Source organism: Streptomyces sp. NPDC091972 (assembly GCF_044756385.1).
In the GTDB taxonomy this organism is placed as follows: domain Bacteria; phylum Actinomycetota; class Actinomycetes; order Streptomycetales; family Streptomycetaceae; genus Streptomyces.
The window spans coordinates 407,627-432,586 of sequence record NZ_JBIVSV010000007.1 but is presented as its reverse complement, the minus strand read 5'-3'; the positions used below and the strand labels follow the sequence as shown (position 1 = coordinate 432,586).

The 24,960-nt window shown below is 70.0% G+C and carries 26 protein-coding genes; 22 read left to right on the top strand and 4 right to left on the bottom strand.

What is annotated here, in order from left to right; all coding sequences use genetic code 11:
- Positions 1–11 precede the first annotated feature (11 nt).
- From ACIQJT_RS23460 to ACIQJT_RS23405, 12 genes are all read left to right on the top strand, one after another.
- Complete coding sequence (locus ACIQJT_RS23460) at positions 12–1,349, top strand: CpaF family protein (protein WP_053852757.1); 1,338 nt, start codon at positions 12–14, stop codon at positions 1,347–1,349.
- 11 nt (positions 1,350–1,360) lie between these two features.
- Positions 1,361–2,305 (top strand): type II secretion system F family protein, encoded by a 945-nt coding sequence (locus ACIQJT_RS23455; protein ID WP_402646364.1) that lies wholly within the window; start codon positions 1,361–1,363, stop codon positions 2,303–2,305.
- 16 nt (positions 2,306–2,321) lie between these two features.
- Positions 2,322–3,209 (top strand): DUF5936 domain-containing protein, encoded by an 888-nt coding sequence (locus tag ACIQJT_RS23450; RefSeq protein WP_402646516.1) that lies wholly within the window; start codon positions 2,322–2,324, stop codon positions 3,207–3,209.
- 17 nt (positions 3,210–3,226) lie between these two features.
- Positions 3,227–4,645, top strand: coding sequence for a sensor histidine kinase (locus ACIQJT_RS23445; protein ID WP_402646513.1), 1,419 nt, complete (start codon positions 3,227–3,229; stop codon positions 4,643–4,645).
- A 32-nt stretch (positions 4,646–4,677) separates the two neighbouring features.
- A complete protein-coding gene (locus ACIQJT_RS23440) occupies positions 4,678–5,481 on the top strand; it encodes a response regulator transcription factor (protein ID WP_365455375.1) in 804 nt (267 codons plus the stop codon).
- Between the two features lie 85 nt (positions 5,482–5,566).
- A complete protein-coding gene (locus tag ACIQJT_RS23435) occupies positions 5,567–5,755 on the top strand; it encodes a Flp family type IVb pilin (RefSeq protein ID WP_402646510.1) in 189 nt (62 codons plus the stop codon).
- The gene (locus ACIQJT_RS23430) at positions 5,752–6,357 is read left to right on the top strand and encodes a pilus assembly protein TadG-related protein (RefSeq protein WP_402646507.1); all 606 of its coding nucleotides are present in this window, start codon (positions 5,752–5,754) and stop codon (positions 6,355–6,357) included. The genes ACIQJT_RS23435 and ACIQJT_RS23430 overlap by 4 nt, the downstream gene beginning before the upstream one ends.
- A gap of 36 nt (positions 6,358–6,393) precedes the next feature.
- On the top strand, positions 6,394–6,975 hold the full coding sequence (locus ACIQJT_RS23425; RefSeq protein WP_402646360.1) for a hypothetical protein: 582 nt from the start codon (positions 6,394–6,396) through the stop codon (positions 6,973–6,975).
- A gap of 8 nt (positions 6,976–6,983) precedes the next feature.
- Positions 6,984–7,613, top strand: coding sequence for an OmpA family protein (locus ACIQJT_RS23420; protein WP_402646357.1), 630 nt, complete (start codon positions 6,984–6,986; stop codon positions 7,611–7,613).
- Positions 7,614–7,768: 155 nt separating this feature from the next.
- Positions 7,769–8,107, top strand: coding sequence for a hypothetical protein (locus tag ACIQJT_RS23415; RefSeq protein WP_402646354.1), 339 nt, complete (start codon positions 7,769–7,771; stop codon positions 8,105–8,107).
- Between the two features lie 58 nt (positions 8,108–8,165).
- Entirely contained in the window at positions 8,166–10,403 is a 2,238-nt protein-coding gene (locus ACIQJT_RS23410; RefSeq protein WP_402646351.1) for a hypothetical protein, read from the top strand.
- Positions 10,403–11,032: a hypothetical protein gene (locus tag ACIQJT_RS23405; RefSeq protein WP_365455360.1), complete on the top strand. Its 630-nt coding sequence runs from the start codon at positions 10,403–10,405 to the stop codon at positions 11,030–11,032. The genes ACIQJT_RS23410 and ACIQJT_RS23405 overlap by 1 nt, the downstream gene beginning before the upstream one ends.
- Before the next feature lie 38 nt (positions 11,033–11,070).
- Here the strand turns inward: ACIQJT_RS23405 and ACIQJT_RS23400 are convergent, their stop codons facing one another.
- Positions 11,071–11,430, bottom strand: a complete 360-nt coding sequence (locus tag ACIQJT_RS23400) for a DUF192 domain-containing protein (RefSeq protein ID WP_402646348.1) — start codon at positions 11,428–11,430, stop codon at positions 11,071–11,073.
- A 98-nt stretch (positions 11,431–11,528) separates the two neighbouring features.
- Here ACIQJT_RS23400 and ACIQJT_RS23395 point away from each other — a divergent pair, with 98 nt between their 5' ends.
- From ACIQJT_RS23395 to ACIQJT_RS23350, 10 genes are all read left to right on the top strand, one after another.
- On the top strand, positions 11,529–12,092 hold the full coding sequence (locus ACIQJT_RS23395) for a dihydrofolate reductase family protein (protein WP_365455354.1): 564 nt from the start codon (positions 11,529–11,531) through the stop codon (positions 12,090–12,092).
- Between the two features lie 93 nt (positions 12,093–12,185).
- Positions 12,186–12,974 carry a methyltransferase domain-containing protein gene (locus ACIQJT_RS23390; RefSeq protein ID WP_402646344.1) on the top strand — a complete coding sequence of 263 codons (789 nt, stop codon included), beginning with the start codon at positions 12,186–12,188 and terminating at the stop codon, positions 12,972–12,974.
- Between the two features lie 824 nt (positions 12,975–13,798).
- A complete protein-coding gene (locus tag ACIQJT_RS23385; RefSeq protein ID WP_365455348.1) occupies positions 13,799–14,572 on the top strand; it encodes an isoprenyl transferase in 774 nt (257 codons plus the stop codon).
- Between the two features lie 324 nt (positions 14,573–14,896).
- On the top strand, positions 14,897–16,222 hold the full coding sequence (locus ACIQJT_RS23380) for a PhoH family protein (RefSeq protein WP_365455345.1): 1,326 nt from the start codon (positions 14,897–14,899) through the stop codon (positions 16,220–16,222).
- Between the two features lie 400 nt (positions 16,223–16,622).
- Entirely contained in the window at positions 16,623–17,306 is a 684-nt protein-coding gene (locus tag ACIQJT_RS23375) for a transglycosylase SLT domain-containing protein (protein ID WP_402646339.1), read from the top strand.
- A 7-nt stretch (positions 17,307–17,313) separates the two neighbouring features.
- A complete protein-coding gene (locus tag ACIQJT_RS23370; RefSeq protein ID WP_365455339.1) occupies positions 17,314–17,970 on the top strand; it encodes a transglycosylase SLT domain-containing protein in 657 nt (218 codons plus the stop codon).
- Between the two features lie 133 nt (positions 17,971–18,103).
- Positions 18,104–19,447 (top strand): AI-2E family transporter, encoded by a 1,344-nt coding sequence (locus tag ACIQJT_RS23365; RefSeq protein WP_402646336.1) that lies wholly within the window; start codon positions 18,104–18,106, stop codon positions 19,445–19,447.
- 154 nt (positions 19,448–19,601) lie between these two features.
- A complete protein-coding gene (locus ACIQJT_RS23360) occupies positions 19,602–20,420 on the top strand; it encodes a MarR family transcriptional regulator (RefSeq protein ID WP_402646333.1) in 819 nt (272 codons plus the stop codon).
- Between the two features lie 42 nt (positions 20,421–20,462).
- The gene (locus ACIQJT_RS23355) at positions 20,463–20,861 is read left to right on the top strand and encodes a roadblock/LC7 domain-containing protein (RefSeq protein ID WP_053851222.1); all 399 of its coding nucleotides are present in this window, start codon (positions 20,463–20,465) and stop codon (positions 20,859–20,861) included.
- A 4-nt stretch (positions 20,862–20,865) separates the two neighbouring features.
- Positions 20,866–21,294, top strand: coding sequence for a hypothetical protein (locus ACIQJT_RS23350; protein WP_365455330.1), 429 nt, complete (start codon positions 20,866–20,868; stop codon positions 21,292–21,294).
- A 22-nt stretch (positions 21,295–21,316) separates the two neighbouring features.
- On the opposite strand, the gene ACIQJT_RS23345 is transcribed toward ACIQJT_RS23350, so the two are convergent.
- The 3 genes from ACIQJT_RS23345 to ACIQJT_RS23335 are packed head-to-tail and all read right to left on the bottom strand — an operon-like array spanning position 21,317 to position 24,857.
- On the bottom strand, positions 21,317–23,653 hold the full coding sequence (locus ACIQJT_RS23345) for an ABC transporter permease (protein WP_402646330.1): 2,337 nt from the start codon (positions 23,651–23,653) through the stop codon (positions 21,317–21,319).
- A complete protein-coding gene (locus ACIQJT_RS23340; protein ID WP_053851224.1) occupies positions 23,650–24,336 on the bottom strand; it encodes an ABC transporter ATP-binding protein in 687 nt (228 codons plus the stop codon). The genes ACIQJT_RS23345 and ACIQJT_RS23340 overlap by 4 nt, the downstream gene beginning before the upstream one ends.
- The gene (locus ACIQJT_RS23335; protein ID WP_053851225.1) at positions 24,333–24,857 is read right to left on the bottom strand and encodes a PadR family transcriptional regulator; all 525 of its coding nucleotides are present in this window, start codon (positions 24,855–24,857) and stop codon (positions 24,333–24,335) included. Before ACIQJT_RS23335 ends, ACIQJT_RS23340 begins: the two co-directional genes overlap by 4 nt.
- Positions 24,858–24,960: the final 103 nt, after the last annotated feature.

Here is a 24,960-nt window from a genome sequence, read left to right as displayed (position 1 = left end):
GAGGTACCCCCATGAGTCTGCGGTCCCGCATCAACACCCCCGAGGAGAACGGCAGCCGGGGAGAGGACGGCCACCTGGTCTCCTCCTACCGGGCCAAGCTCCTGGAGGAGATCGACCTCGCGGAGATGAGCTCGCTGGCGGCGGCCGAGCGCCGGGCCCGCCTGGAACGGGTCCTCGGGCACATCATCAGCCGCGAGGGGCCGGTCCTGTCGACCGTCGAACGCTCGCAGCTCATCCGGCGGGTGGTCGACGAGGCGCTCGGCCTCGGCATCCTGGAGCCGCTGCTCGAGGACGCCTCCATCACCGAGATCATGGTCAACGGACCGGACTCGATCTTCGTCGAACGCGCGGGCCGGGTCGAGCAGTTGCCGCTGCGCTTCCCCTCCCACGACCAGCTCATGCAGACCATCGAGCGGATCGTCTCCACCGTCAACCGCCGGGTCGACGAGACGAACCCGATGGTCGACGCGCGCCTCCCGTCCGGCGAGCGCGTGAACGTCATCATCCCGCCGCTCTCCCTGACCGGCGCGATCCTCACCATCCGCCGCTTCCCCCGCTCCTACACGCTCCAGGAGCTCGTCGGCTTCGGCTCGCTCGACGAGAACATGCTGTACCTGCTGGCGGGTCTGGTGCAGGCGCGCTTCAACATCATCGTGTCCGGCGCGACGGGCACCGGGAAGACGACCCTGCTCAACGCCCTGTCCGGGCTCATCCCCGAGGGCGACCGGATCATCACCATCGAGGACTCCGCCGAACTCCAGCTCCAGCAGCGCCATGTGGTCCGGCTGGAGTCCCGCCCGCCGAACGTGGAGGGCCAGGGCCGGGTCACCATCCGCGACCTGGTCCGCAACTCGCTGCGTATGCGCCCCGACCGGATCGTGGTCGGCGAGGTCCGCGGCGGCGAGTCCCTCGACATGCTCCAGGCGATGTCCACGGGCCATGACGGCTCCCTCGCCACCGTCCACGCCAACAGCGCCGAGGACGCGCTGATGCGGCTGAAGACCCTGGCCTCCATGTCGGAGGTGGAGATCCCCTTCGAGGCCCTGCACGACCAGATCAACAGCGCCGTCGACGTGATCATCCAGCTCACCCGGTTCGCCGACGGTGCCCGCCGGATCACCGAGATCGCCCTGCTCGACAGCCACGGCAGCGAGCCGTACCGGCTGGCGACGGTGGCCCGCTTCGACGCCCAGCCGATGGCGGCGGACGGCCGGATCTACGGCCGCTTCGCGTACTTCCCGCTCCCGCGCCGCACCGTCGACCGCCTCTACATGGCGAGCCAGCCCACCCCCCAGGCCTTCGGCGTGGCCCAGTCCGCGGCCCAGTTGGCCCTCCGAGAAGCCAGGTAGGACCCACCCCCATGGACCTCCAGACCCTAGTCAGCCTCACCGTCGGCGCCACCCTGCTGACGTGCGCCCTCGCCGTCGTGGGCGTCCACTTCTACGCCAGGGGACGGGCCCAGCGGGCGGCACTGGTCGACCGGCTGACGGCCGCGGGCCAGGTGCCCTACACCGGCCGCCGCCGGCACTTCCGCGACCTGGACCGCCGGCTGCGCCGCACCCGGCTCGGCCGGGAGCTGGAACTGCGGCTGGCGGCCACCGGACTTGACGTGACACCGGGCGAGTTCTTCGCCGCGATGATCGGGCTCGTCGGAGGACTGTGGCTGATCGGCCAGGCCACCCTGGCCCCCTTCTTCGGGCCGCTGGCCGGTCTCGCGGGTGTCTGGGCTGCCGTGCAGTTCCTCAACTGGCAGCGGCAGAAGCGCATCGAGAAGTTCATCAACCAACTCCCCGAGCTGGCCCGCATCCTGGCCAACGCCACCCACGCCGGCCTCGCCCTGCGCACCGCGATCGGCATGGCGGCCGAGGAGCTGGAGGCACCCGCCGGTGAGGAACTGGCCAACGTGGCCAACCAGTTGGCCGTAGGCGTGGCCATGGAGGACGCGCTCGACGAGATGGCGAAGCGGCTGCCGTCCCGGGAACTGGTGGTCCTGGTCACGACCCTGGTGCTGTCGAACCGGGCGGGCGGCCAGGTGGTCAGCGCCCTCAGGAACCTCACCGAGACGCTGGAGGAACGCAAGGAGACCCGGCGCGAGGTCCGCACCCAGCTCTCCCAGGTGAACATGACCTCGTACGCGGTACCGGTCCTCGGCATCGGCTCGCTGTTCCTGATGAACGGCGTCAAGGACGGCGCGCTGGAGCGGATGACGGGCTCACCGCTCGGCCAGGGCGCGGTGATCATCGCGTTCGCCCTCTACGCGGTGGGCTTCATCCTGATCCGCCGCATGTCACGGATCGACGTCTGAGGAGGGGGCGGCTGTGATCGGCATCGGACTGGCCCTGCTGATGGCCCTGAGCGTGTGGGGCTTCTTCGCCGGCATCCGCATGTACCGGGCGGAGGCGAAACTGCCGAGCGACCTGGTGCTGGCGCTGGAGGTCGGATCGACCCGCACCGGCGCGGTCGACTCCCTGATCGACCGCATGGGCATGCGCTACGCCCCCGCCGTCCTGCGCCTGATGGGCCCCAAGCAGGTCGCCAAGTACCGCCGCAGAATCGACCTCGCGGGCAACCCCGGCGGCCTCACCATCAACCGCTACGCGGCCCGCCGGGCGGTGTACGGCTTCCTGGGCGCCCTGGGCTTCCTCGTCTTCCTCCTCCGCGGCCAGATCTTCGTGGCCCTGCTCCTGCTGGCGTTCGGGGCGTTCTGGACGGAGGTCGGCATCTGGTCGGCGATCCGGGTCAGGAAGGACGTCATCGAGCGCACCCTCCCCGACTTCCTGGACGTGCTGGCGGTGGTGGTCAGCGCCGGCCTGGGTTTCCGCCAGGCGCTGGACCGGGTGGCCTCCAAGTACGAGGGCCCCTGGGCCGACGAACTGCGCATCACCCTGCGCCAGATGGACCTGGGCATGAGCCGCCGCCAGGCCTTCGCGGAGCTGCGCCGACGCAACGATTCCGAACAGGTGGCGATGTTCGTGACGGCGCTCCAGCAGGGCGAGGAACTGGGCGCCCCGATCGTGGACACCCTGGTCTCGCTGGCCAAGGACATGCGCCGCACGGACGCCCAGAACGCCCGCCGCAAGGCCGCCCGCGCGGTCCCCAAGGCCACCATGATGATCACCACGTTCATGGTCCCGGCCACGATGCTCCTGCTGGCGGCGGGGCTCCTGCTGGGCTCGGGCACCGACTTCGGCACGATCACGGGGAAGTAGGGGGTCGGGCGATGTCGATGACGGGTGTGCGGAGGGTGGGGCGAGCGGCTGGCGGGCAGGCGCGCAGGCCGGTGCATGCGATCGGACGTGCGGCCGCCGACGGCGCTCAGCCCGAGACGGGGCCACCCGTACCCGACGACGAAAGTCGTACGGGTGGTGGTGCGGGTGTTGCGGGTGGGAAAACGAACCACGCGCAGTCCCACACACCCGCACTGGACCTCCAGGTCAACGCCCTCCAGGCCATGTGCCGCCAGGTCTTCGGCTTCCGCCTGGCGATGATCGCCCTGGCCGCCCCCGCCGCCCTCCTCAACGCCAACCCCGGCCTCGGCACCCGGCTCGTCGGCGCCGCGGTGGTCGTCACCTTCATGGTCTCCTACGCCCTCTTCCGGGACTGGGAACGCTTCGGCCCTCTCCTCCTGCGCCACCCCACCCTCCTGGCCGCGGACACCCTCTTCGCGAGCCTCCTCCTCATCTCCGCGGGCCCCGACACCACGCTCGCCTACGTCAGCGTCTGCACCCCCCTCCTCGCCGGCATCGCCTACAGCTGGCGGGGCGCCGCGGTCTTCGCGTCCCTCCAGTCCCTGATCCTCCTGCTGGCCCAGACCGCCCTCCCGCACCCGAACACCACGCCCGCCGACGTCCTTCTGCTCCCCGGCTTCTGCGTGATCACGGGCGCGGTCGGCTCCACCCTGCGCGGCCTCCTGCTTCGCTTCGGCACCGCGACCCAGGCCCTCACCGCGATGAAGGCCCGCCTGGCGGTGACGGAGGCGATCGGCGAGGAACGGGCCCGCCTGGCCCGGGAGATGCACGACTCGGTGGCGAAGACCCTGCACGGCGTGGCCCTGGCGGCGGAGGGCCTGGCGGCGTCGGCGGCGGCCCCCGACCCGGACCCGGCCCTGCTCCGGCAGCAGGCCGACCTCGTGGCCCGGGCGGCCCGCCGAGCGGCGGCGGAGTCCCGTGAACTCCTCACCGACCTGCGCGGGAACCCGTCTGCGACGACGGACGTGCTCGACGAACTGGCGTCCCGCACACGCAACTTCACCGACCGCACCACGCTCCCCACGACCTACCGGCCTCCCCACCCCCCGCACCCCGCCCTCCCGGTCCCGCCCCCCGTGGCCCGCCAACTGCTCACCATCACCGAGGAGGCGATGGAGAACGCCCACCGGCATGCCGAGGCCACGCGGGTCGACGTCACGGCGGACATCGACCCCGACCACCGACTGCTCAGCATCAGCGTCCGGGACGACGGCCGCGGACTCCCGCCGGACACCACGCTCGACGAACTGCGCCGCTCCGGACACTTCGGCCTGGTCGGCATGGTGGAACGCGCCGAGTCGGTGGGCGCCCGCCTCCGCATCGGCGGGGGCGCGGACGCGAAGGGCACGGAAGTACGACTCGAACTCCCCCTGTCACCCCCGCAGCCGCACCGATGACGACCCCCCACCCCACGAGAGGAGGCCGCGACATGCCGGACGACCCCGAGCACCCCACCCCACCGATCGCGCTGTTCCCGACGGCCCCGGCCACCCCCCTCCGGATCGTCGTCGCCGACGACAACCCGGTGGTCCGAGCGGGCCTCACCGCGCTGCTCTCCGGCCGCCCGGACCTCACGGTCGTGGCGGAGGCGGCGGACGGCCGGGAAGCCTACGAGGCCGCGAGCCGGCACCGCCCGGACGTGGTCCTGCTGGACGTCCGGATGCCGGGCGTGGACGGCATCTCCGCGCTCCCGTACCTCGTCCCGCTCGCCCCGGTGCTGATGCTGACGTACAGCGGGGAACCGGAGACCGTCCAGGAGGCGCTGCGCAGGGGAGCCGACGGCTACCTCGTCCACGGCGAGTTCACGGCGGACCAGCTCGCCGCGGCCGTACGGGACACCGCGCGGGGCCGCACCCACCTCACCCCCACGGCGGCGAGCGCCCTGCTGACCCAGCTACGCGATGCGAATGCACACGTAAGCCCTCATGTGCCGCTCTCCGCAAAGCCAATTCCCCTCAAAGGGCTTTCGCAACTGCAATCATCTGTGGCACAGTCGGGACAGTCGTCATCGGACAGGTCGCGTTTCCAACTCAGCGCGAGGGAGGCGGAGATCATGGACCTCATCGCATCCGGCATGACCAACCAGCAGATCGCCGCAGCCTGCTTCATCAGCGAGAAGACGGTCAAGAACCACATCAACCGCATCTTCGCCAAGCTCCACAGCACGAGCCGCTCCGAGGCCGCCGCGAAGTGGCTGGGCACGGCGCCGAGTTCGGGCCGGGGGGTGGGGTGAGCCGTGCCGACACGAGCTTGGGCCCGGATTTGGGCCCAGGGACCCTGCGCGGGCCGGGATCCACGGGTCTACGTTCCGGTTGTCGATGGCGGCGACACCGAAGGGTCTCACGATGAACAACCGGTTCAACGACGACAAGGGTCAGACCGCGGTCGAGTACCTGGGCATCATCGCGGTGGTGGTGGCGATCGTGCTGGCGATCACGGGGACGGACATCGGCAGCACGATCTACGACGCGATCACCGAGCAGATCGCCAACGTGACCGGCGGCTGACGCGCTTCTACCCGCACAGTGACGCAGGGCAGGCATTCCCCATCTACATCACGGTGGTGGGGGGCCTGCTCCTGCTCGCGTTCGCCTTCCTCGCGGTCGGCCAGGCAGCCGCCAACCGGAACAGCGCCCAGACGGCGGCCGACGCGGCGGCACTGGCGGCGGCCCTGGACACCCGGGACAAGCTGACCGACGAGTGGGTGGAGAACATCCTCGACCCCACCACGTGGCAGGACATCTTCGACGGCGGCGGAGTGGTGTTCGGCGGCTGCGCCCGGGCGAATCAACTGGCCGCGCAGAACGACGCCACCGTGCAGTGCGCCGCACACCCGGAGTGGGAGCACCCGGGCTACGAAGTCGAGGCGACGACCCTCCGGAGCGTCGGTGACTCCATCGTCCCCGGCACCGAGGACCAGCACTCGACCGAGCGTGCCCGCGCCGTGATCGAGCGGCGCTGCGAGTTCGAGTTGCCCGGAACGGGTGCCGACCCCGATGTGTTGCCGAAGCTCACGTGCGAAGACGGCGTCGACTGGTCCCTGGACCCGGAGGACCTCACGGATCTCCCGAAACCCGAGGATCTCTTCGACGTCCACCTCGCGGACTGACAAGCTGACGACACCAGTGACGAAGGAAGCAGAGCGATGAGCATTCGGTTCACGGCGAGGGCCCGCAGGGGGATCGTCGCGCTGACGGTCGCGGCCGGACTGGCCGTGGGTGTGGCCGGCTGCGGCGGTGGCGGCGACGATGACAAGAAGCCCGAGGCTTCGGCTTCCGCCTCCAGGGGGGACGGGTCCCAGCCCAGTACCCAGGAGGGGCAGGCGGACGTCCCCCTGGCCGAGCTGAAGGGCCAGGACGGACTGCTGCTCCAGATCACCTCTGCCGTGCGGGACGCCGGTGGCTTCGTCACCGTGAACGGGAACCTGAAGAACGACAGTGCCAAGAGCGTCGTCGTTCCCGCTGCCGTGCGGGGCGACGAGACCGAGATCGTCAGGAACGGCCGGTCGTTGGGCGGTGCCACGCTCGTCGACTCCAAGGGCAAGAAGCGGTACTACGTGCTCCGGGACACCGACGGCCGCCCGCTGACGACCACAGGGTTCTCAACCCTCAAGGCCGGCGAGGAAATTGCCGTGTTCATGCAGTTCCCGGCACCGCCCGAAGGCACGACGGAGGTGGCCTTCCAGCTCCCCACCTTCGCCTCCGCCACCATCCAGATCTCCGGATGACGCCCACCATGACCGCCACCCGAACCCCACCCCGCCTGGCCCTGGCCCTCACGGTCGTCTCGCTCACGGCGGCCCTGACCCTCACCCCGGCCCGGGCCGACGACGGTCCCAGCGTCCCCCCGGGCACCGAACCCTCCGCCACCGCACCCGTCGAGGTGGACCCCAACGACCCGGACCTGAAGCTCCCGGAGGGCGCCACCCTCGCCGAGGCGAAGGTCCTGGACATCAAGCAGGTCGTCGAGGACCAGAGCGGCGACGAACGCCGCGAGGACACCAACGCGGACGTGAAGTTCGCACTCCAGGCCGAGGTCCTGTTCGGCAAGGACAGCGCGAAGCTCAACGGCGAGGCGAGGGCCCGTATCTCCGCGATCGCGGCGGAGATCAAGAACCAGAACGCCACCCGGATCCGTGTCTTCGGCTTCACCGACGACCTGGGCAGCTACGCCCACGGCCGCACCCTCTCCCGCCAGCGCGCCAACGCCGTACAGGACGTCCTGGACCAGGAGTTGAAGGACTCGGGCATCACCTACGAGGTCCGCGGCTACTCCGAGGACTACCCCATCGCCTCCAACGCGACGGAAGCGGGCCGCAAGAAGAACCGCCGGGTGGAGGTGTCGTTCCCGCGGGGGGAGAGCTGATCAGGAGGTCCCGTCGGCCGGAGGACCTAAATGCCTGGTCGGCACAGGGGAGACAGTGCCCGCAGTGATACTTTTTGCTTGCTCACCACTGCCAATTTGCGTGACGATCGGAAGTTCCGGCCGGCAGGGTGCGGAAACAATCATGGGGGGACCGCGTGTCGACCGGGACGGACATCGAGGATCCGGCAGCGCTGAACCGTGCGGGCACCGGAGCGCAGGACATGGCGGGCCGGACGCGGACGACCGGCGCCCACCCGGTGGACGAGACTCGTTCGGCCTCCAAGGACTTCGGCAGCGGAAACTGGGACGGGGGTCTCGGAGGAGCACTCAGCGGTCTGGCGGAGACCTGGTCCAGTCAGGTCGCGGCACTCGCGTCCAAGTGCGACAGCCTCTCCCGCCAGTGCGGCGGTTCGGGCCTGCTCTACCAGAGCACCGAGACGGTGAACACGCAGACGATGCGCTCCCTCTCGGGTGAGCCGTCGCCCTTCGGCTGACGTTCCGCACCAGTTCACGGCCCACCGCACCACCACACCACGGGGATTCACCGCAGCCATGCCGACGTACGAGCAGCTCTACCACCTCAATCTGAGCAACCTCAGGGCGGCAGCCGACCGTTGGCGGGAGACGGCCACCAAGTTCAAGAGCTTGCACACCGCGTACGGCGACGAGGTCGCGGCGCCGTTCAAGCAGGCCGGCTGGCAGCAGCCCGCCTTGACGGCAGGCAAGGCCGACAACGACGTGCGCGAGGCCCATCAGGAGTTCGCGGACGCACAGAAGGAAGCGGACGGCATCGCCGGAGTCCTCACGACCCTGCACGCCGAACTGAAGAAGGCCAAGGACGATCTCCAACACCTCGCCGCGGTCGAGGCTCCGAAGCAGCAGTTGCACGTCAGCGCCGTCGGCGTGGTCACCCCGCGCAACGACCTGTCCCAGGACGTCGGCGCCCGCCACGACCCCGACGGCCAGGAGCTCATCCGCGAACAGCAACAGGCCTGCGACGCCTTCGCTCGCCGTATCGAAGCCGTCCTGCGGCGGGCCGCCGACGCCGACGAGACCGCCTGCTGGGCCCTGCGCCGCGACCTCGGGAGTTACACGGACAACTTCAACTCCAAGGTCGTCACCTCCCTTGACGCAGCCGACGCCTCTCGCGCCCTGGAACTGGCGAAAAAGGGCTCGGACATGTCGGACAAGGAGCTCAGGCAGCTCAACGAGCTGCTGCGCGCCAACAAGGGCGACGAGGAGTTCGCCCAGAAGTTCGCCACCGGTCTGGGCGGCCGGGGCACTCTGGAGTTCTGGGCCGACATGGCCGACCCGGCCGGGCAGTACGGCGCTGCACGGCCGGAGCGTGAAGAGCTGCTGAAGGAACTCCAGAAAGACCTCGGCGACACCCTGGGGACCGCCACCCAGTCCGACAGCAAGGACATGCAGGACTGGAAGAAGGAAGTGATCAGACTCGGCCCGAAGCCGCTGGGCATCGAGGACGCGAGCAATCCGACCGGCTTCCAGGTGATGAGCAGCCTGATGAGGAACGGAAAGTACGAGCCTCAGTTCATGGAGGACTACGGCAAGGCCCTCATCGCCACCGACAAGTCGTTCGGCAAGGACGTCGAGGCCGACTGGTTCGGTGACAACGGCGTCGGCAAGCTGAACCACCTCGGCGACAACGAAGGCAGCACCGACCCGATGACCGGCTACATGGAGGGTCTCGGGCGCTGCCCCGAAGCTGCGACGAACATCTTCGGCAACGAGGAGTACTTCGACTACCTGACCGGCGACCGGAAGTGGTTCCAGGACCAGGAGTGGCCGGCCTTCGATCCGGAGACCGGCGAGCGGATCCCGGCTCCCATCAGTGGCTACAACCAGCTGGGTCACGCTCTGGAAGCGGCCACCACCGGCCATCCCTACGACGAAGCGCCGCCGAAGGATCTCCCCGCGCACACCGACAAGCAGGCCGAGATCATGCAGAGGATCGTCCAGGGTGTCTCCAAGGACCCGGAGATGGCCCGTGAGGGGATGTCCGACAGCCTCGGCCGGATGAGCGGCGAGTACATGCCCGACTTCAGCAGGGCCATGGCCAGTGACAAGTCGCCGGAAGGACTGGCTCTGTTCCCGCTGGAAGGGGCACAGGCGAACTTCGGCGAACAGGACGCGGCGCGGTTCCTCATGACGGTCGGCAAGGACCCCGAGGGCTACGCGGCGGTCAACCTCGGACAGACGGCCTACGCGGCGAACCTGTACGACTACCACCTCAAGCATCCCGAGGCCTATGGGCCGGACACCGACGAAGCTCTGAAGAACATCGCGCACTCGTCGGGGGAGATCCAGGGAGCCATCGCCGTCGGCCGTCAGGAGACGGAGATCGGGGATGCCGTGGAGGCCGACAAGGAGTACAACGACGCCTTGGAACGCAACGGCGCCTGGGCATCCGGCATCGTGGGCACCGGCATCGGAGTCGGCACGTCCTTCATCGCCACGCCTGCCACGGGAGCCGTTGTGGGCGGTGTGGCGACGACCATCAGCGGCGACATCATCAACCAGATCGTCGACGGCAAGGAACAGGACAGCACCGGCAAGGTCGTCTACAGCACCGGCCAGGACTGGCAGCACGTCAAGGACTCCACCGCGCAGGTGAACCAGGACGCCGTGCAGGCGGCGGTCGAGGCCCACGGGACCTCGCACACACAGAACTTCAACAGCATCATCGCCGGCGAGACAACGGCGGGAATCGTCGAAGCGCAGGCCAACCTGTCCGGATACGGTCGGGACCTGGGCGCGGAAAGCAGAGACTGATGAAGACCGTAGCGGTAGTGGCAACAGGCGCTGTTGTCCTGGTCGGCTGCCTGGCCGGAGGCTTCCTGGCCGGGAGGGCTTTCCCCGAGGACGAAAAGGAGCACCTCGACAGCCGGGACATCTGCGCGGGTGACGACTTCCAGAAGCAGGTCGCCGCGTTCGAGCGCATCCTCCCGCAGGGCACGCACGTGGCGTCCTCCGCCATTTCGCGCAGCAGCGACATCGCCGACACGTTGAACTCGACCTGTCGCATCTCCGTCGACGGCGAGAACGCCTTCCGTCTCGAGAGCCAGACCGTCACCATGTCTGCCGACACATGGGAGAAAGGCCTTCTGACGGACGGGGTCGTCACCAAGGACGGACTCAAGACGTTCAAGGCCGGGACCCGAGCGCTTTCGTCACCCAACGCGGCAGCGATCTACCTCGCCTGCACACGCCGGGACGCTCAGGGCCGGAGCATGGCCTTGAGCATCGAGGTCTCGGCCCAGGGCCCGGCGGTCTCAGAAACGGGCGCTCATCGCACGGATCTGGCCGAGATCGCTGCACAAGCGGCCCGGGTGGTCACCCTGCCGACCCAGTGCAAGTCCACGGATTCGCTGCCCGAAGGCGCGCTGCCTGCCCTGAACTGAGGGACGGCACCAACGCAGGCCGCACGTCGCCCACACCGTCACTCCACCACGATCTCCACCCGAACCCCCACCCGTACCCCCCACCCCCCCATCACCCCCGCCCCCGCCTCCAGCACATGCCGGGAGCGCAGGCGGGGCAGGCCCAGGCGGTTGGGGTGCATCGTGCGGACGGCGAGGACGCGGAGGTTGCGGTCGAGGTAGGCGACGTCGATGGGGAAGCGCATACGGAAGGTGTGGACGCTGCCCGCGGGGGAGAGGAGCAGGGCCCCCTCGACGGCGTCCCGCCCCAGGAGTCCCTTCGTGCGGGCCCGGTAGGAGGTCGCGATCTCCAGCGGTACGGCGACGTCCCGTTCCCCGTGCACGACCAGCCTGCCCCGCCCGTCCAGCCAGCGCCCCATTCCGGAGCCACCTCCCGCCATGGCGTTCCCACGCCGTCCCTGTCGCTCCCGATAGCTTGGGAGTCGATCCTCTCTCCACTGCCCAGGCCAGGTGTCCGATGCGGAAAATCGTCCTGATGATGTCCGTGTCCCTCGACGGCTTCATCGAGGGCCCCGACGGGGACATCGGCTGGCACCGGGTCGACGACGAGCTGCTCGCGCACATGAACGCCACGGTCGCCGGGATGGGCGGACTCATCCACGGCCGGGGCGTCTACGAGCTCATGGCCGCCTACTGGCCCACCGCCGACGCCGACCCCGGCGCCCCCGCGTCCGACAAGGAGTTCGCCCCGATCTGGCGGAACCTCCCCAAGTTCGTCTACTCCCGCACCCTCACGCACGTCGACTGGAACTCCACCCTGGTCCGTGAGGTCGTACCGGAGGAGGTCCGGGCCCTGAAGGAGCAGCCCGGCGGTGATCTCGGGCTGGGCGGCGCCGACTTGGCGGAGACCTTCCTGCGGTACGGGCTCGTCGACGAGTTGCGGATCTACGTCCACCCCGTCCTCGTCGGCCGGGGCAAGCCCCTCTTCCCGCGCTCCGACACGCTGACCTCCCTCCGGCTCGTCGAGTCGCACACCTTCGGCAACGGCGTCGTACTGCTGCGGTACGAGCCGGTGGCGTAGCAGGCGGCAGCGGGCCGGGAACGCACGGTCCGGCAGGCGCACGGCCCCGAAAACCAGCGGCGCCCACCCCCGCCTTCCTGCGACGATCACCCCATGACCTCCCGACGCACCCGCACCTTCGAAGACCTCGTCGCCGAGGGCGCCGCCGTGCCCACCGCGGGGTGGGACTTCTCGTGGTTCGAGGGGCGGGCCACCGAGGCGCGGCCTTCCTGGGGTTACGCGCGCTCACTGGCCGGACGGCTGGCCGGTGCCGCCGCCTCGCTCGACATCCAGACCGGCGGCGGCGAGGTCATGGACTACGCCCTCGGCCAAGGGGTCAGGACGCCCGTGCTCGCCGCGGCCACCGAGGGCTGGCCACCGAACGTCGCCAAGGCCACCGCCCTGCTGCGCCCGCGCGGCATCGTGGTCGTCGCCGCACCGGAGGACGCGCCGCTGCCCTTCGCCGACGACACCTTCGACCTGGTCAGCAGCCGGCACCCGGTCAGCCCCCGGTGGGCGGAGATCGCCCGCGTGCTCCAGCCCGGCGGCACGTACTTCGCCCAGCACGTCGGCCCGCGCAGCGTCTTCGAACTCGTCGAGCACTTCCTCGGTCCGCAGCCCGCGGCGCAGAGCTCGGACCGTCACCCCGACCGTGAGCGCGCCGCCGCCGAGGCTGCCGGACTGGAGATCGTCGACCTGCGTGCCGAACGGCTGCGGATCGAGTTCTACGACATCGCCGCCGTCGTCCACTTCCTGCGCAAGGTTGTCTGGATGGTGCCGGGATTCACGCCGGCGGCGTACGAGGCGCAGTTGCGGTCCCTGCACGAGCGGATCGAGGCCGAGGGCTCCTTCGTCGCGCACAGCACCCGCCATCTCGTGGAGGCCCGCAAGCCGCTCGCCTGAGGTTCGCGTCCGCGGATGGTCCTTACATGTCTGCAAATCGGACAATGGGTGCAGTGCGGGTGCTTCTACCCCGCATATCCATGGTCTTCACGGGGTTTCCACATCGTTATCCCAGGCGGCTCGCATCCCGGCTCCGGCTGACGTAAATTCAAGGCGAGGCAATTCGCGCCAGCAAAGCTGCGCGGTGGCACCGCGCAGAGGAGGGGGCTGCGCGGTGCCGCGCCCACTTCCCGGCGTCAAAGAAACGTTCCGACCCGGAGTCACCCACGCGGGCGATGCCTCACGACCCCATGATTCCGCCGCGATTCAGCCACGAAACCCCCATGAGCAGGGCCTCGACCGCCCACCGCGCCGTCGCCGTCCGACTCCGGAGAGTAGTTGTGGCACGCCGATGCACGCACCATCCCTCACGAAGGGTTATGGTGGAAACCCCCCCTCGGGCCGGTCCGTCTCCCCCCCACGGACCGGCCCGTTTTTTGTGCCGCCGAAGGTGCGGGACGCGCAGGGGGCGCGCGGAGCAGACGTGCGGAGCAGACGTGCGGACAACCCCAGCGCATGACATCGCGGACGGCCCGTGGATGACCCCCGCGGACGGCCCCGTGGACGGCCCCGTGGATGACCCCGGTGGACGCGCATGAGAGCGGCGGACGGGGTACCCACCACGGCGCGGAGCCCGTAGCGGCAGGCGCTCCGCCGTGTGGCCCGGCCGATGCCCGACGACCCCCGGTCGCCCATGCGCCGGAAGGCCCCGCGCAGTTGGAGCCCGGAAACCCCCGGTACGCTCTAGCCGCGGGGACCGCCATCTCAGAGGGGCTGACTTTCACGTGAACCTGCGCGACAAGCTGCGCGGCCTGCTGGTCAGGCTCTACGCACGCCGGGTGGAAGGCCACCTGGACCACGCCCAGGTGCCCAAGCACATCGGTGTCATCGTGGACGGCAGCCGGCGCTGGGCGAAGGCCGCCGGTTCCACCCCCGTCGACGGCCACCGCGCCGGCGCGGAGAAGATCGAGGAGTTCCTCGGCTGGTGCACCGAGACGGACGTCGAGGTCGTCACCCTCTGGCTGCTGTCGACGGACAACTTCAACCGCCCGCCGGAGGAGCTCGGCCCGCTCCTCGGCATCATCGAGGACGTGGTGCGCACCCTCGCCGCCGACGGCCGCTGGCGCGTCCACCACGTCGGCACCCCCGACCTGCTGCCCTCCCCGATGCAGACGGCGCTGAAGGAGGCGGAGGAGGCCACCGCCCACGTCGACGGAATACTCGTCAACGTCGCCATCGGCTACGGCGGCCGCCAGGAGATCGCCGACGCCGTGCGGTCGATGCTGCTCGACGCGCACGAGAAGGGCACCTCGATGGAGGAGCTCGCCGAGGCCGTCGACATCGACATGATCGGCCGCCATCTCTACACCGGCGACCAGCCCGACCCCGACCTCGTGATCCGTACCAGCGGCGAGCAGCGGCTGTCCGGATTCATGCTGTGGCAGACCGCCCACTCGGAGTACTACTTCTGCGAGGTCTTCTGGCCGGCCTTCCGGAAGGTCGACTTCCTGCGCGCGCTGCGCGACTACGCGGCCCGTCACCGGCGCTACGGCGGCTGACGGGCACCCACGGAAGCAGCCCGACTACCCCGTTCTGGGGCGGCAGTAACCAGGAGTTCACCAGCGCGCCGTCATACGTGTCGGCATGGCGGCGCGTGTTCGAGGGCATAAGCCAGTCAGGTCGATGCCCGAACCACGGGTGTCGGATCTCAGCGGGCGGCACGGGGCCGTCCGCCCGGGAGGCCCTTTGCACCAGCCTTACCGTGCGGTTACGGCACGGAAGAAGCAGTGGAGGGCCGGTTCCCGGCCCGTGCAAACGGGCCGTCGACCGGTCCAGCTCCACTCCGTCGCTCCCCGACCTCATCCGAGGGGGTACGTCCTTCCGTGGTGACCAGCACAAAGCGCCGTATGCCTGACCGGCGCACCTATGTTCTCGACACCAGCGTCCTGCTGGCCGACCCGAACGCCCTGAGCCGCTTCGACGAGCACGAGGTCGTGCTCCCCATCGTCGTGGTCACGGAGCTGGAGGCGAAGAGGCACCATCCCGAACTCGGCTACTTCGCCCGGCAGGCCCTGCGCCTGCTCGACGAGTTCCGGGTGAGGTACGGCCGTCTCGACGCCCCCATTCCGATCGGGGAGCTGGGCGGGACCGTCCGTGTCGAGCTCAATCACTCGGACCCCAGCGTGCTGCCGAGCGGCTACCGCCTGGGGGACAACGACTCCCGCATCCTCGCGGTCGCCCGCAACCTGCAGGCCGAGGGGTTCGACGTCACCGTCGTGTCGAAGGACCTCCCGCTCAGGATCAAGGCGTCCTCGGTCGGACTCCTCGCCGAGGAGTACCGCGCCGAGCTCGCCATCACGGACTCCTCCGGCTGGACCGGAATGTCCGAACTGACCCTGCCCGGCGAGCAGGTGGACATCCTCTTCGAGGAAGGCCACGTCTACGTCCCCGAAGCCGCCGAGCTGCCCGTGCACACGGGGCTCACGATCCACTCCGAGCGCGGCAAGGCGCTCGGCCGGGTCTCGCCCGACGGCAACATCCGTCTGGTGCGCGGCGACCGGGAGGCGTTCGGCATCAAGGGCCGCAGCGCGGAGCAGCGCATCGCGCTGGACATGCTCCTCGACCCGGACATCGGGATCGTGTCCATGGGCGGCCGGGCCGGCACCGGCAAGTCGGCACTCGCGCTGTGCGCGGGCCTGGAGGCGGTCCTGGAGCGCCGCCAGCACCAGAAGGTCATGGTCTTCCGCCCGCTGTACGCGGTGGGCGGGCAGGAGCTCGGCTATCTGCCCGGCTCCGAGGCCGAGAAGATGAGCCCCTGGGCGCAGGCGGTGTTCGACACGCTGTCCGCGGTCACCAGCCGCGAGGTCATCGAGGAGGTCACCGCGCGGGGGATGCTCGAGGTCCTGCCGCTCACCCACATCCGCGGCCGCTCGCTGCACGACGCGTTCGTGATCGTGGACGAGGCCCAGTCGCTGGAGAGGAACGTACTTCTCACCGTTCTGTCCCGAATCGGCGCGAATTCACGGGTGGTTCTCACCCATGACGTGGCACAGAGGGACAATCTCCGCGTGGGTCGCTACGACGGCGTGGTCGCCGTGGTGGAGAAGCTGAAGGGGCATCCCCTCTTCGCCCACGTCACGCTGACGAGGTCCGAGAGGTCCCAGATCGCGGCCCTTGTGACCGAAATGCTGGAGGACGGCCAAGTCTGAGGTAGTACCCGCCCGTTGGCGCCGTCCGGAAAGGCCAAGAGCCTAGCCGGGCGGCGCCTTCGTGTGTCGAGGTTTCTTGAAATCCCCTGGGTCAAACGGGATGTGAGCTTTCACACGCAACTCAGAATTGCCACCCGGCGTCCGGTTACGGCAGAGTCTCGGTTCTGTCAGGCCCCGCATACGGCACACCTGTACCCCCAGCGGTATGCATCACAGCGGCACCACGATCAACTCCATAACGTCCGCCGTATGCCGCCCGCGCACCATGCGGCGCTCCCCGCAAGGGAGTTGCCCACCGGGCCCGTGCCTCCCGTGACCCCGTTAGTTGGGAGGCCAGTGTCCAGGGGCACGATTGCGTCCGCCAGGGTCACCGAAGCGGGCGATGCTGGAAGGAAACCGTGTGAGCCCGATTTCGGTCCGGGGATTCGCAGTGGCCTCCGCCACCGCGGTCACCGCTGTCGGAAGCGTTGTCGGAGTCGCCTCCGGCAGTGTCGCGCAGCCGAACGACGCCGAGGCGACGGCAGCCGACATGACGCTCCTGGCGGACATCCCCGCGGGTGAGCAGGCTCAGGTGCAGACCGCGTCCCTCACGCAGCAGGCCGACACGCAGGCCATCGCCGCGGACGCGAGCGCCAAGAAGATCGCTGAGGAGTCGGCCCGCAAGGCCGCCGCCAAGTCCGCGATCGAGAAGAAGGAAGCTGCCGAGCAGGCGGCCAAGGAAGCCAAGGAGCGCGCCGAGGCCAAGGAGAAGACCAGCAGGAGCGCCTCCAGCTTCCCGGTGCAGAGCTCGTACACCGTGGCGCAGATCCAGGCGATGGCTGCCTCGATGGTGCCGAGCGGGCAGTTCCAGTGCTTCAGCAACATCGTCGACCACGAGTCGAGCTGGAACTACCGGGCCGTCAACGCCTCCTCCGGCGCCTACGGTCTCTTCCAGGCCCTGCCGGGCTCCAAGATGTCATCGGTCGGCGCCGACTGGCAGACCAACCCGGCCACCCAGATCAAGTGGGGCCTCAACTACATGGACAGCCGGTACGGCAGCCCCTGCGAGGCCTGGTCGTTCTGGCAGGCCAACCACTGGTACTGAGCCCGGTATGAGCCGGAACTCCGCGCGTGGGTTCGCCGTGGCCTCGGCCACGGCGGTCACCACCGTGGGTGCCGTCATGGGCGTGGCCCAGGCGGGCACCGCGCAGTCCGGCGACGAGGCGGCCGCGCCGGCCGGTGACGCGACGCTCCTGGCCGACATCCCCGCGGGTGAGCAGGCCCAGGTGCAGACCGCGTCCCTGACCCGGCAGGCCGACACGCAGGCCGTAGCCGCCGACGCCGTAGCCAGGAAGTCGGCGGCGGAAGCGGCCCGCAAGCAGGCGGCCCGGGCCGCGGAGGCCAAGCGGAAGGCCGCCGAGGAGAAGGCGCGGGAGGCGAAGGCGGCCTCCGGCGACTTCCCGGTGCAGAGCTCCTACACGGCCGCGCAGGTCCAGGCGATCGCGCGCCAGATCGTGCCGAGCGGGCAGTTCCAGTGCTTCAGCAACATCGTGGACCACGAGTCCACCTGGAACTACCTGGCCGTCAACCCCTCGTCCGGCGCCTACGGCCTCGTCCAGGCACTGCCGGGCTCCAAGATGGCCTCGGCCGGCGCCGACTGGCGGACCAATCCGGCGACCCAGATCAAATGGGGCCTCAACTACATGAACGTCCGGTACGGCAGTCCCTGTGACGCCTGGGCCTACTGGCAGGCCCACGGGAACTACTGATCGTCCGTCGTCCCGGTCGCTCAACCCCGCGTAGCCCCTCCCCGTCCTAGGGGGAGGGGCTACTGCCATGTACGGTCGGACCGGACGACTCCAGGGGGGAGTGGTGAGGAGAGACGGGGGAAGAGGACGGATCATGTCGCGAGTGCCAGGGTGGATCGGTCGGCTCGGTGCCCGGCTGACCGATGTGGGAGAGCGGCTGGACGAGCGCCGCGCGGAGGTGGCCCGCGAGGAGGCCGAGGCCGACTCCGCCGAGTTGCCCGAGCCCGGGCCGCAGAAGCCGGCGCGGGTCGCCGCCCGCCGGCCCGTCGTGCTGGTGCCCCGCCCCGACCCGGCGCAGGCCGTGCCGTGGGGCGTACGGGTCGCCGCCGAGGCCGGCTGGCGGCTCCTGGTCCTCGCGGGCACCGTCTGGGTGCTGATGCGGATCATCAGCTCCGTGCAGCTCGTCGTCTTCGCCTTCGTCGTCGCCCTGCTCATCACCGCGCTGCTCCAGCCGACGGTGGCCCGCCTCATGCGGCACGGCGTCCCGCGCGGCCCCGCCACGGCTCTCACCGCGATCCTCGGCTTCGTCGTCATAGGGCTGATGGGCTGGTTCGTGACCTGGCAGGTCATGGAGAACATCGACGACCTCTCCGACCAGATCCAGAGCGGCATCGACGATCTGCGCAACTGGCTGCTGAAGAGCCCCTTCCACGTCACCGACAAGCAGATCAACCAGATCGCCAAGAACCTCAGGGAGGCGGTCGGAGCCAACACCGACCAGATCACCTCGGCGGGCCTGGAGGGCGTGCAGGTGGTCGTGGAGGCCCTCACCGGCATCCTGCTGACCTTCTTCTCCACCCTCTTCCTGCTCTACGACGGCCGCCGCATCTGGGGCTGGACGCTGAAGCTGGTTCCCGCGGCCGCCCGTCCCGCCGTGGCCGGCGCCGGCCCGCGCGCCTGGCGCACCCTGACCGCCTACGTCCGCGGCACGGTCCTGGTGGCCCTCATCGACGCCGTCTTCATCGGCATCGGCATCTACTTCCTCGACGTCCCCATGGCCGTCCCGCTGGCCGTGTTCATCTTCCTGTTCTCGTTCATCCCGCTGGTGGGCGCGGTCGCCTCCGGCGCGCTCGCGGTTCTCGTCGCGCTGGTGACGCAGGGCGTGTTCACGGCGGTGATGACGCTGGTGGTGGTCCTCGCCGTCCAGCAGATCGAGGGCCACATCCTCCAGCCGTTCATCCTCGGCCGCGCGGTGCGCGTCCACCCGCTCGCGGTCGTCCTCACGGTCGCGACCGGCGGCATGGTGGCCGGCATCGGCGGCGCGGTGGTGGCCGTACCGCTGGTGGCGGTGACGAACACGGTGGTGAGCTACCTCAAGACGTACGCCGAGGAACAGTCGGCCCCACCCGAGACCGAAGACGGGACCGCGACGGACGAGGAGGGCCGGACGGAAGCGCCCGCGGACCCTGAAGAACCGGCCTCGAAATCGGTCAATTGAGCGCCGAACACAGTGTTTTGAAAACCCCTCGAACGCAACTTCCGTCAACTAGGGGCAGGTAGCAAACCCGCACCCGGAATATGCGCCCGGACTGATACACCTTCCCTCCTCAGCGCTACGCGTCAGGCGTGTGTGCGAGACGGCGGGGGGTGTGATGTCGGGCCACGAACACCTGGCACAGGCCCTGGCCGCGTGCGGCCGTGACGGCTTCACCGGAGAGCTGCGGATCACCGGGACACCCGGCGGCACCTTCCACTTTGCGGACGGCCGGGTGGTCGCCGTGGAGTCGCCCGGCGCCCCGGGCCCCGAGGCGCTGCTGCTGCGCTCGGGGCGGGTCAGCGGCGAGCAGTGGGCCGAGCTCGTCCGGGAGTCCGGCGGCTCGCGCTGGCCGGCCACCGCGCTGATCGCCCACGGTTACGCGGGGGCCGCCCAGCTCCGGGTGGTGTGCGCGCTGGCCCTGCACGACGCGGCCTTCGCGCTGGCCGCCGGTCGGGTGGAGGAGTGCGAACGCCGGGCCTCCGCAGAGCCGTTCGCGCAGGTCCCGCTGGGCGAGCCGCCCCTGCGGCTGCTCCAGGAGGCACTGCGCAGACTCACCGCCCTCGCCTCCCTGCCGCACCCCGTGCATCCCGACCGGGAACGTCCCGTGCGTGCGGGCACGGACAGCGGGTCCGGGACCCTGCGGCACGAGCTGCTCACCCATGCCGACGGCCGCCGTACCGCCCGCGACCTCGCCTTCCGGGTCGGGCGCGGTGTGTACACCGTGTCCGTCGAGGTCGCCCGCATGCTCGACGAAGGGCTCCTGGTGTGCGCGGGACCGCCCGCGCCCGTCGCGGTCCGCCCGCTCCCCGACGGCGACGGACTCCGGCCGCGCAGGCCCCCGGCGGTGGAGCCGTCCCCGTCCCCGGCGAGAACCGATCTGCCCCGCCGGAAACCCGGCAACTTCTTCCGACTCAGAAACGGAACGCCCAGATGAAAAAGCCGATCAGATGCGAACAGATTCAGGGGAGTTGACTTTATGGACCACCAAGCCCTGGCGCTCGAAATGCGCGGACTGCGCGAACAGGTCACCGGAATAACGGACACCGCGCTGGCCGCCGCGGACGGGCTGCTCATCGCGGCCGACACCGCCGACTCCATCGACCCAGAAGGCCTCGCCGCGCTCGCCGCCGCCGGCCTCGGCCTCGCCCGGCGCACCGCCGGGGCCACCGCCCGCGGCACGCTGCGCCGGACGGTGACGTACGGCAGCCACGGCTGCGCCGCCTTCTACGCCGTCGGCGAGACCGCCCTGATGGTCGTGCTCGGCGACGAGGGCATGGACGTGGACCACCTGCACCGGGCGACCCAGCCGACGCTGAACCGGATCGGCTCGATCCTCACGGACAAGGCGCCCGGGAAAGCACCAGAAGGAGTCTGAAGGGATGGCGACGAAGCGCATGGCCACAGGTTTCTCCGACCAGGTGATGGGCCTGGTCAAGTCCCTCCGTACCGACGCCCCCGACTGCGTCGCCTCCGGCGTGGTCGACATGTCCACGGGCATGCTGCTGTCGTACGAGACGGTCGAGAACCACCCGCCGGAGGTCCTGGACCTCCTGGCGGGTGCGACGCTCGACCTGTTCCAGGGCCGTACGGTCGTGATGATCGAGGACGTCTTCAAGGAGCGTCGCGGGATCAGCAACGACAACCACTTCTTCCAGGAGATCCTCGTCAACAGCGAGAACCTCACGCACCTGTTCGTGCGGCTGGTCGAACAGCAGGACGTCGTGGCCGTCGTGGTGTGCCGTAAATCGGTCAACGTCGGCATGCTGTTCGCCCAGGTCCGGCGGGTGGTGAAGGAGTACAGCCTCTGAGCGGACGCCCGGCTGCGGGCGGCTACTCCGTCCGCAGCCCGTCCGGCCGCATCAGCCTCAGCAGCGGCGGCAGGCTCAGCAGCGTCACCGCGAGGACGACGCCGGCTCCCACCCCGGTCATCGACAGGACGCTCGGCCAGTCCACGCGGACCGCGTTGTCCGTCATCTTCAGCAGGACCGCGCCCAGCGTCAGCCCCACCGCCGAGGCCAGCAGCAGACCGAGGGCGATCGGGATCGCCGTCTGCCACAGCACCGACAGCGTCAGGGTGCGGCGCCGGGTGCCGAAGGCGACCAGCGCCGACAGCAGCTTCTTGCGCTCACGGAGCTGCTCCAGCTGGGAGACCAGCAGACTCGCCCCGATCAGCGCGAGGACACAGGCGGCCCCCACGAACAGGCCGGTGCGGATGGACTCGTAGCGGTCGTTGCGCTCGAAGGACGCCCATGTCATGGGCTCCTCGAAGGGGTTGATACGGGCCGCCGTGTTGCGCACGTACTCCCGCGCGTCCGGGAGCGACTCGTCGAGCTGCACGTAGACCTCCCCGCGCACCCCCGGCGCGGCCGTCGAGCCCAGCGCGCTCGGGGTCATCAGGACACCCTCGCGCTTGTAGCCCGTCGGGTCCGGCAGGGACCGGGCCTGCTTGAGGCCCTTCGGCACGGTCCAGGCGACGAGCTTGGTCTTCTCCGGGGCGTCTGAGGTCTCGAAGTAGAACTTGCGTCCGGGCTCCACGGACGCGGCCTCGGCCTCGCCCTGGACGTCCCCGCCCCGTGCGACGAAGCTGTCGCCCTCGTGGCAGGAGGGCAGCGCGGCCACCTCGCGCAGGGAGGCGCAGTCGGCGACGGTCACCCGGATCCAGCGGGCCTCTTCGCCGGGCCCGTCGGCCGCGTACCCCTCCCGGAAGGCGTACGTCCGCTGCACGCCCTTGGTCGCGGCGAGCTCCTTGGCGGCGGTGGCGAGCGAATCCCCTTCCTGGAGCTGCACCTGCATGTGGGCCAGTGAGACGTCACGGCCGGTGCTCGTCGTGTACTCGCTGTCGGTGGCGGCGAACAGCATCTGCAGGGCGATCGCCCCGGCCACCGCGACCGCGATGCCGTTGACCATCCGGGCCGCCGTACCGCTGCTCAACTGGAGTCGGCGCACGGCCAGTTGCCAGGACAGCGCGCCCGCGCCCAGGCGGGCCACGACCGCCTCGACGATCCACGGCAGCAGCGCGGTCACGCCGACCAGCAGCAGGATGACGCCGCCGGTGACGAGGTACTGGTTGAACTCGCCGCCGTCGCGGCCCTGTCCGACCATCGGGTACAGCATCCCGAGCCCGGCCAGCGGCAGCAGCAGCCGCCACCACAGCCGGCGCCGCTCGGGCTTCGCCGTGCGCACCACGCCGAGCGGCTCGATGACCACGCCCCGCAGGGCGAGCAGCGTCACGAGCACGGCCGCCGCGGGCACCGTGACCGCCACCAGCAGGGCCAGCAGTGGCGAGGGGTTGAGGTAGCTCGGGAACACGCTCTGCCCGAACACCTCGACGGAACCCGCCACTTCACGCCCGATCAGGAAGAACAGGGTGCCGAGGACCAGTCCGAGCACCGAGCCGGCCAGGGCCTCGCCGGCGGCGATCCGCCGGGTCGAGCGACCGTCGGCGCCCACCAGTCTGAGGGCCGCGAGCCGCCGGTCGCGCCGCTCGCCGCCGAAGCGCACGGCGGCGGTGATGAACACGGCGACCGGCATCAGCAGCACCACGAAGACGACCAGGACCAACAGCACCAGCACCGGGTCGGTGTTCGAATCGGTCGGTTGCGGGTTCCCGTACCGGTCGATGCGGGTGAGCCGGGCCCCGTCGACGCCCTGGGCGGCGAGCCCCTCGGCGCCCCGGTAGAAGGCGAGTTCGTGCGAGCCGATCAGTCCGCTCTCGCCGATGGTGCCGACGATCCGGTCCGGCAGCCGCTCCCGCAGGAGCTTGCCGTCGTCCGACTCCAGCAGGCTCTTCAGCGCGGGGGAGACGACCATCTCGCCGGCCGCCGGGAACTTCCCGACCCCGGGCGGCAGCGGGGCGCGCGGGCCCTCGGGCTCGATCTCCCGGCCGCGGACGTCCGTGTCCCGGAAGGTGGTCGACGCGTTGGCCGACAGCAGGGTGTTGTCGGCCTTCTTCAGCGTCGGTTCACCGTAGGTGATGTCCGCGCGGGCGTCCCCCCGCTCGTGCCGCACCGCCAGCGCGTTCGGCAGGGCGGTGGTCAGCAGCAGCAACGCCACCCCGAGCCCCACGCCGACCGCGGTCAGCAGCGCACGGACCCACCCCTCGCGTCCGCCGGCGAAGGCGAACTTGACCCCCATGGCGAGGTCTCGCCACCACTGCCCGGCATTCATACGACCCGCTCCATGTCCCGGGACTTGCCGTCCCGTACGACGATCTCGCGGTCGGAATAGGCGGCCACCCGTGCCTCGTGCGTGACGAGGACGACGGCCGCGTTGGCGGACCGGGCGGCGTCGGTGAGCAGCTCCATGACCCGCTCGCCGTTGAGGGAGTCGAGGGCGCCGGTCGGCTCGTCGGCGAACAGCACGCGCGGGTTGGTCACCAGCGCCCGGGCCACGGCCACCCGCTGGCCCTGTCCGCCGGAGACCTCACCGGGCCGCTTCTTCCTGAGGTCGTCGACCTCCAGGCGCTCCATCCAGCCGAGGGCCGCCTTCTCGGCCTCCTTGCGGGGGGTGCCGTTCAGCCGCAGCGGCAAAGCGACGTTCTCCACGCAGGTCAGCTCGGGGACGAGCTGGCCGAACTGGAAGACGAAGCCGAACTCGGAGCGGCGCAGGGCGCTGCGCTCGGAGTCGTTCATCGTGGCCATCTCCCGGCCGTTGTACATGATCGAGCCGGAGTCGGGCGTGACGATCCCGGCGAGACAGTGCAGCAGGGTCGACTTGCCGGAGCCGGAGGGGCCCATGACGGCGACGACCTCGCCGGGGTGGATGGAGAACTGGGCGCCGTCGAGGGCGACGGTCGGACCGTAGGTCTTGCGCAGCTCGTCGGCGACGAGAAGGGAACCGGCCGGGGTCACTTGACCACCACCTCCGCGAGCTTGTCGAGACGCGCGGCGGTCAGCTCGAGCCAGCGCAGGTCCGCTTCGAGATGGAACAGGGCGTGGTCGCAGATGAGCTGGTCGGCGAGGTCGCCCTTGCGCTTGCGATCGGTGAGGATGCGCATCATCCGCAGGTGCTCGGAGCGCTGGTTGTCCACGATGTCGCCGGCGTCCCGGTGCGTGAGCAGCGCGAGGACGACCTTGGTGTACAGCGTGGACTGGAGGTACGGCTCGGGCTTCTCGGGCGTGGCGAGCCACCGCTGCACGTCGGTGATCCCGGCGTCCGTGATGGCGTACCGCTTGCGCTCGGGGCCGCCGCCGGGCTCGATCCCGTCGACTTCGACGAGTCCGTTCTTCAGCAGTCGCGACATCGTCGAGTAGACCTGGCCGTAGTGCAGCGGCCGGTCGTGACCGAACTTCTCGTCGAAGGCCCGCTTGAGGTCGTAGCCGTGGCGGGGCCCGGACTCCAGGAGCCCTAGGAGGGTGTGACCGATGGACATGGGAAGGACTGTACACGCGGTGTATACCCAGCATGTATACGCGGAGTGTGTAGAGGGGTGTCAGGGCGTGAGCAGCCGCAGGTGAGGGCCGATTGTCACGGTT

Coding starts and splice junctions, on each gene's coding strand:
- ACIQJT_RS23405 (WP_365455360.1), top strand. CDS start 10,403: ATGAAGACCGTAGCGGTAGTGGCAACAGGCGCTGTTGTCCTGGTCGGC.
- ACIQJT_RS23390 (WP_402646344.1), top strand. CDS start 12,186: ATGACCTCCCGACGCACCCGCACCTTCGAAGACCTCGTCGCCGAGGGC.
- ACIQJT_RS23350 (WP_365455330.1), top strand. CDS start 20,866: ATGGCGACGAAGCGCATGGCCACAGGTTTCTCCGACCAGGTGATGGGC.
- ACIQJT_RS23445 (WP_402646513.1), top strand. CDS start 3,227: ATGACGGGTGTGCGGAGGGTGGGGCGAGCGGCTGGCGGGCAGGCGCGC.
- ACIQJT_RS23440 (WP_365455375.1), top strand. CDS start 4,678: ATGCCGGACGACCCCGAGCACCCCACCCCACCGATCGCGCTGTTCCCG.
- ACIQJT_RS23335 (WP_053851225.1), bottom strand. CDS start 24,857: ATGTCCATCGGTCACACCCTCCTAGGGCTCCTGGAGTCCGGGCCCCGC.
- ACIQJT_RS23365 (WP_402646336.1), top strand. CDS start 18,104: ATGTCGCGAGTGCCAGGGTGGATCGGTCGGCTCGGTGCCCGGCTGACC.
- ACIQJT_RS23360 (WP_402646333.1), top strand. CDS start 19,602: ATGTCGGGCCACGAACACCTGGCACAGGCCCTGGCCGCGTGCGGCCGT.
- ACIQJT_RS23355 (WP_053851222.1), top strand. CDS start 20,463: ATGGACCACCAAGCCCTGGCGCTCGAAATGCGCGGACTGCGCGAACAG.
- ACIQJT_RS23435 (WP_402646510.1), top strand. CDS start 5,567: ATGGCGGCGACACCGAAGGGTCTCACGATGAACAACCGGTTCAACGAC.
- ACIQJT_RS23460 (WP_053852757.1), top strand. CDS start 12: ATGAGTCTGCGGTCCCGCATCAACACCCCCGAGGAGAACGGCAGCCGG.
- ACIQJT_RS23370 (WP_365455339.1), top strand. CDS start 17,314: ATGAGCCGGAACTCCGCGCGTGGGTTCGCCGTGGCCTCGGCCACGGCG.
- ACIQJT_RS23420 (WP_402646357.1), top strand. CDS start 6,984: ATGACCGCCACCCGAACCCCACCCCGCCTGGCCCTGGCCCTCACGGTC.
- ACIQJT_RS23345 (WP_402646330.1), bottom strand. CDS start 23,653: ATGAATGCCGGGCAGTGGTGGCGAGACCTCGCCATGGGGGTCAAGTTC.
- ACIQJT_RS23395 (WP_365455354.1), top strand. CDS start 11,529: ATGCGGAAAATCGTCCTGATGATGTCCGTGTCCCTCGACGGCTTCATC.
- ACIQJT_RS23425 (WP_402646360.1), top strand. CDS start 6,394: ATGAGCATTCGGTTCACGGCGAGGGCCCGCAGGGGGATCGTCGCGCTG.
- ACIQJT_RS23455 (WP_402646364.1), top strand. CDS start 1,361: ATGGACCTCCAGACCCTAGTCAGCCTCACCGTCGGCGCCACCCTGCTG.
- ACIQJT_RS23400 (WP_402646348.1), bottom strand. CDS start 11,430: ATGGGGCGCTGGCTGGACGGGCGGGGCAGGCTGGTCGTGCACGGGGAA.
- ACIQJT_RS23410 (WP_402646351.1), top strand. CDS start 8,166: ATGCCGACGTACGAGCAGCTCTACCACCTCAATCTGAGCAACCTCAGG.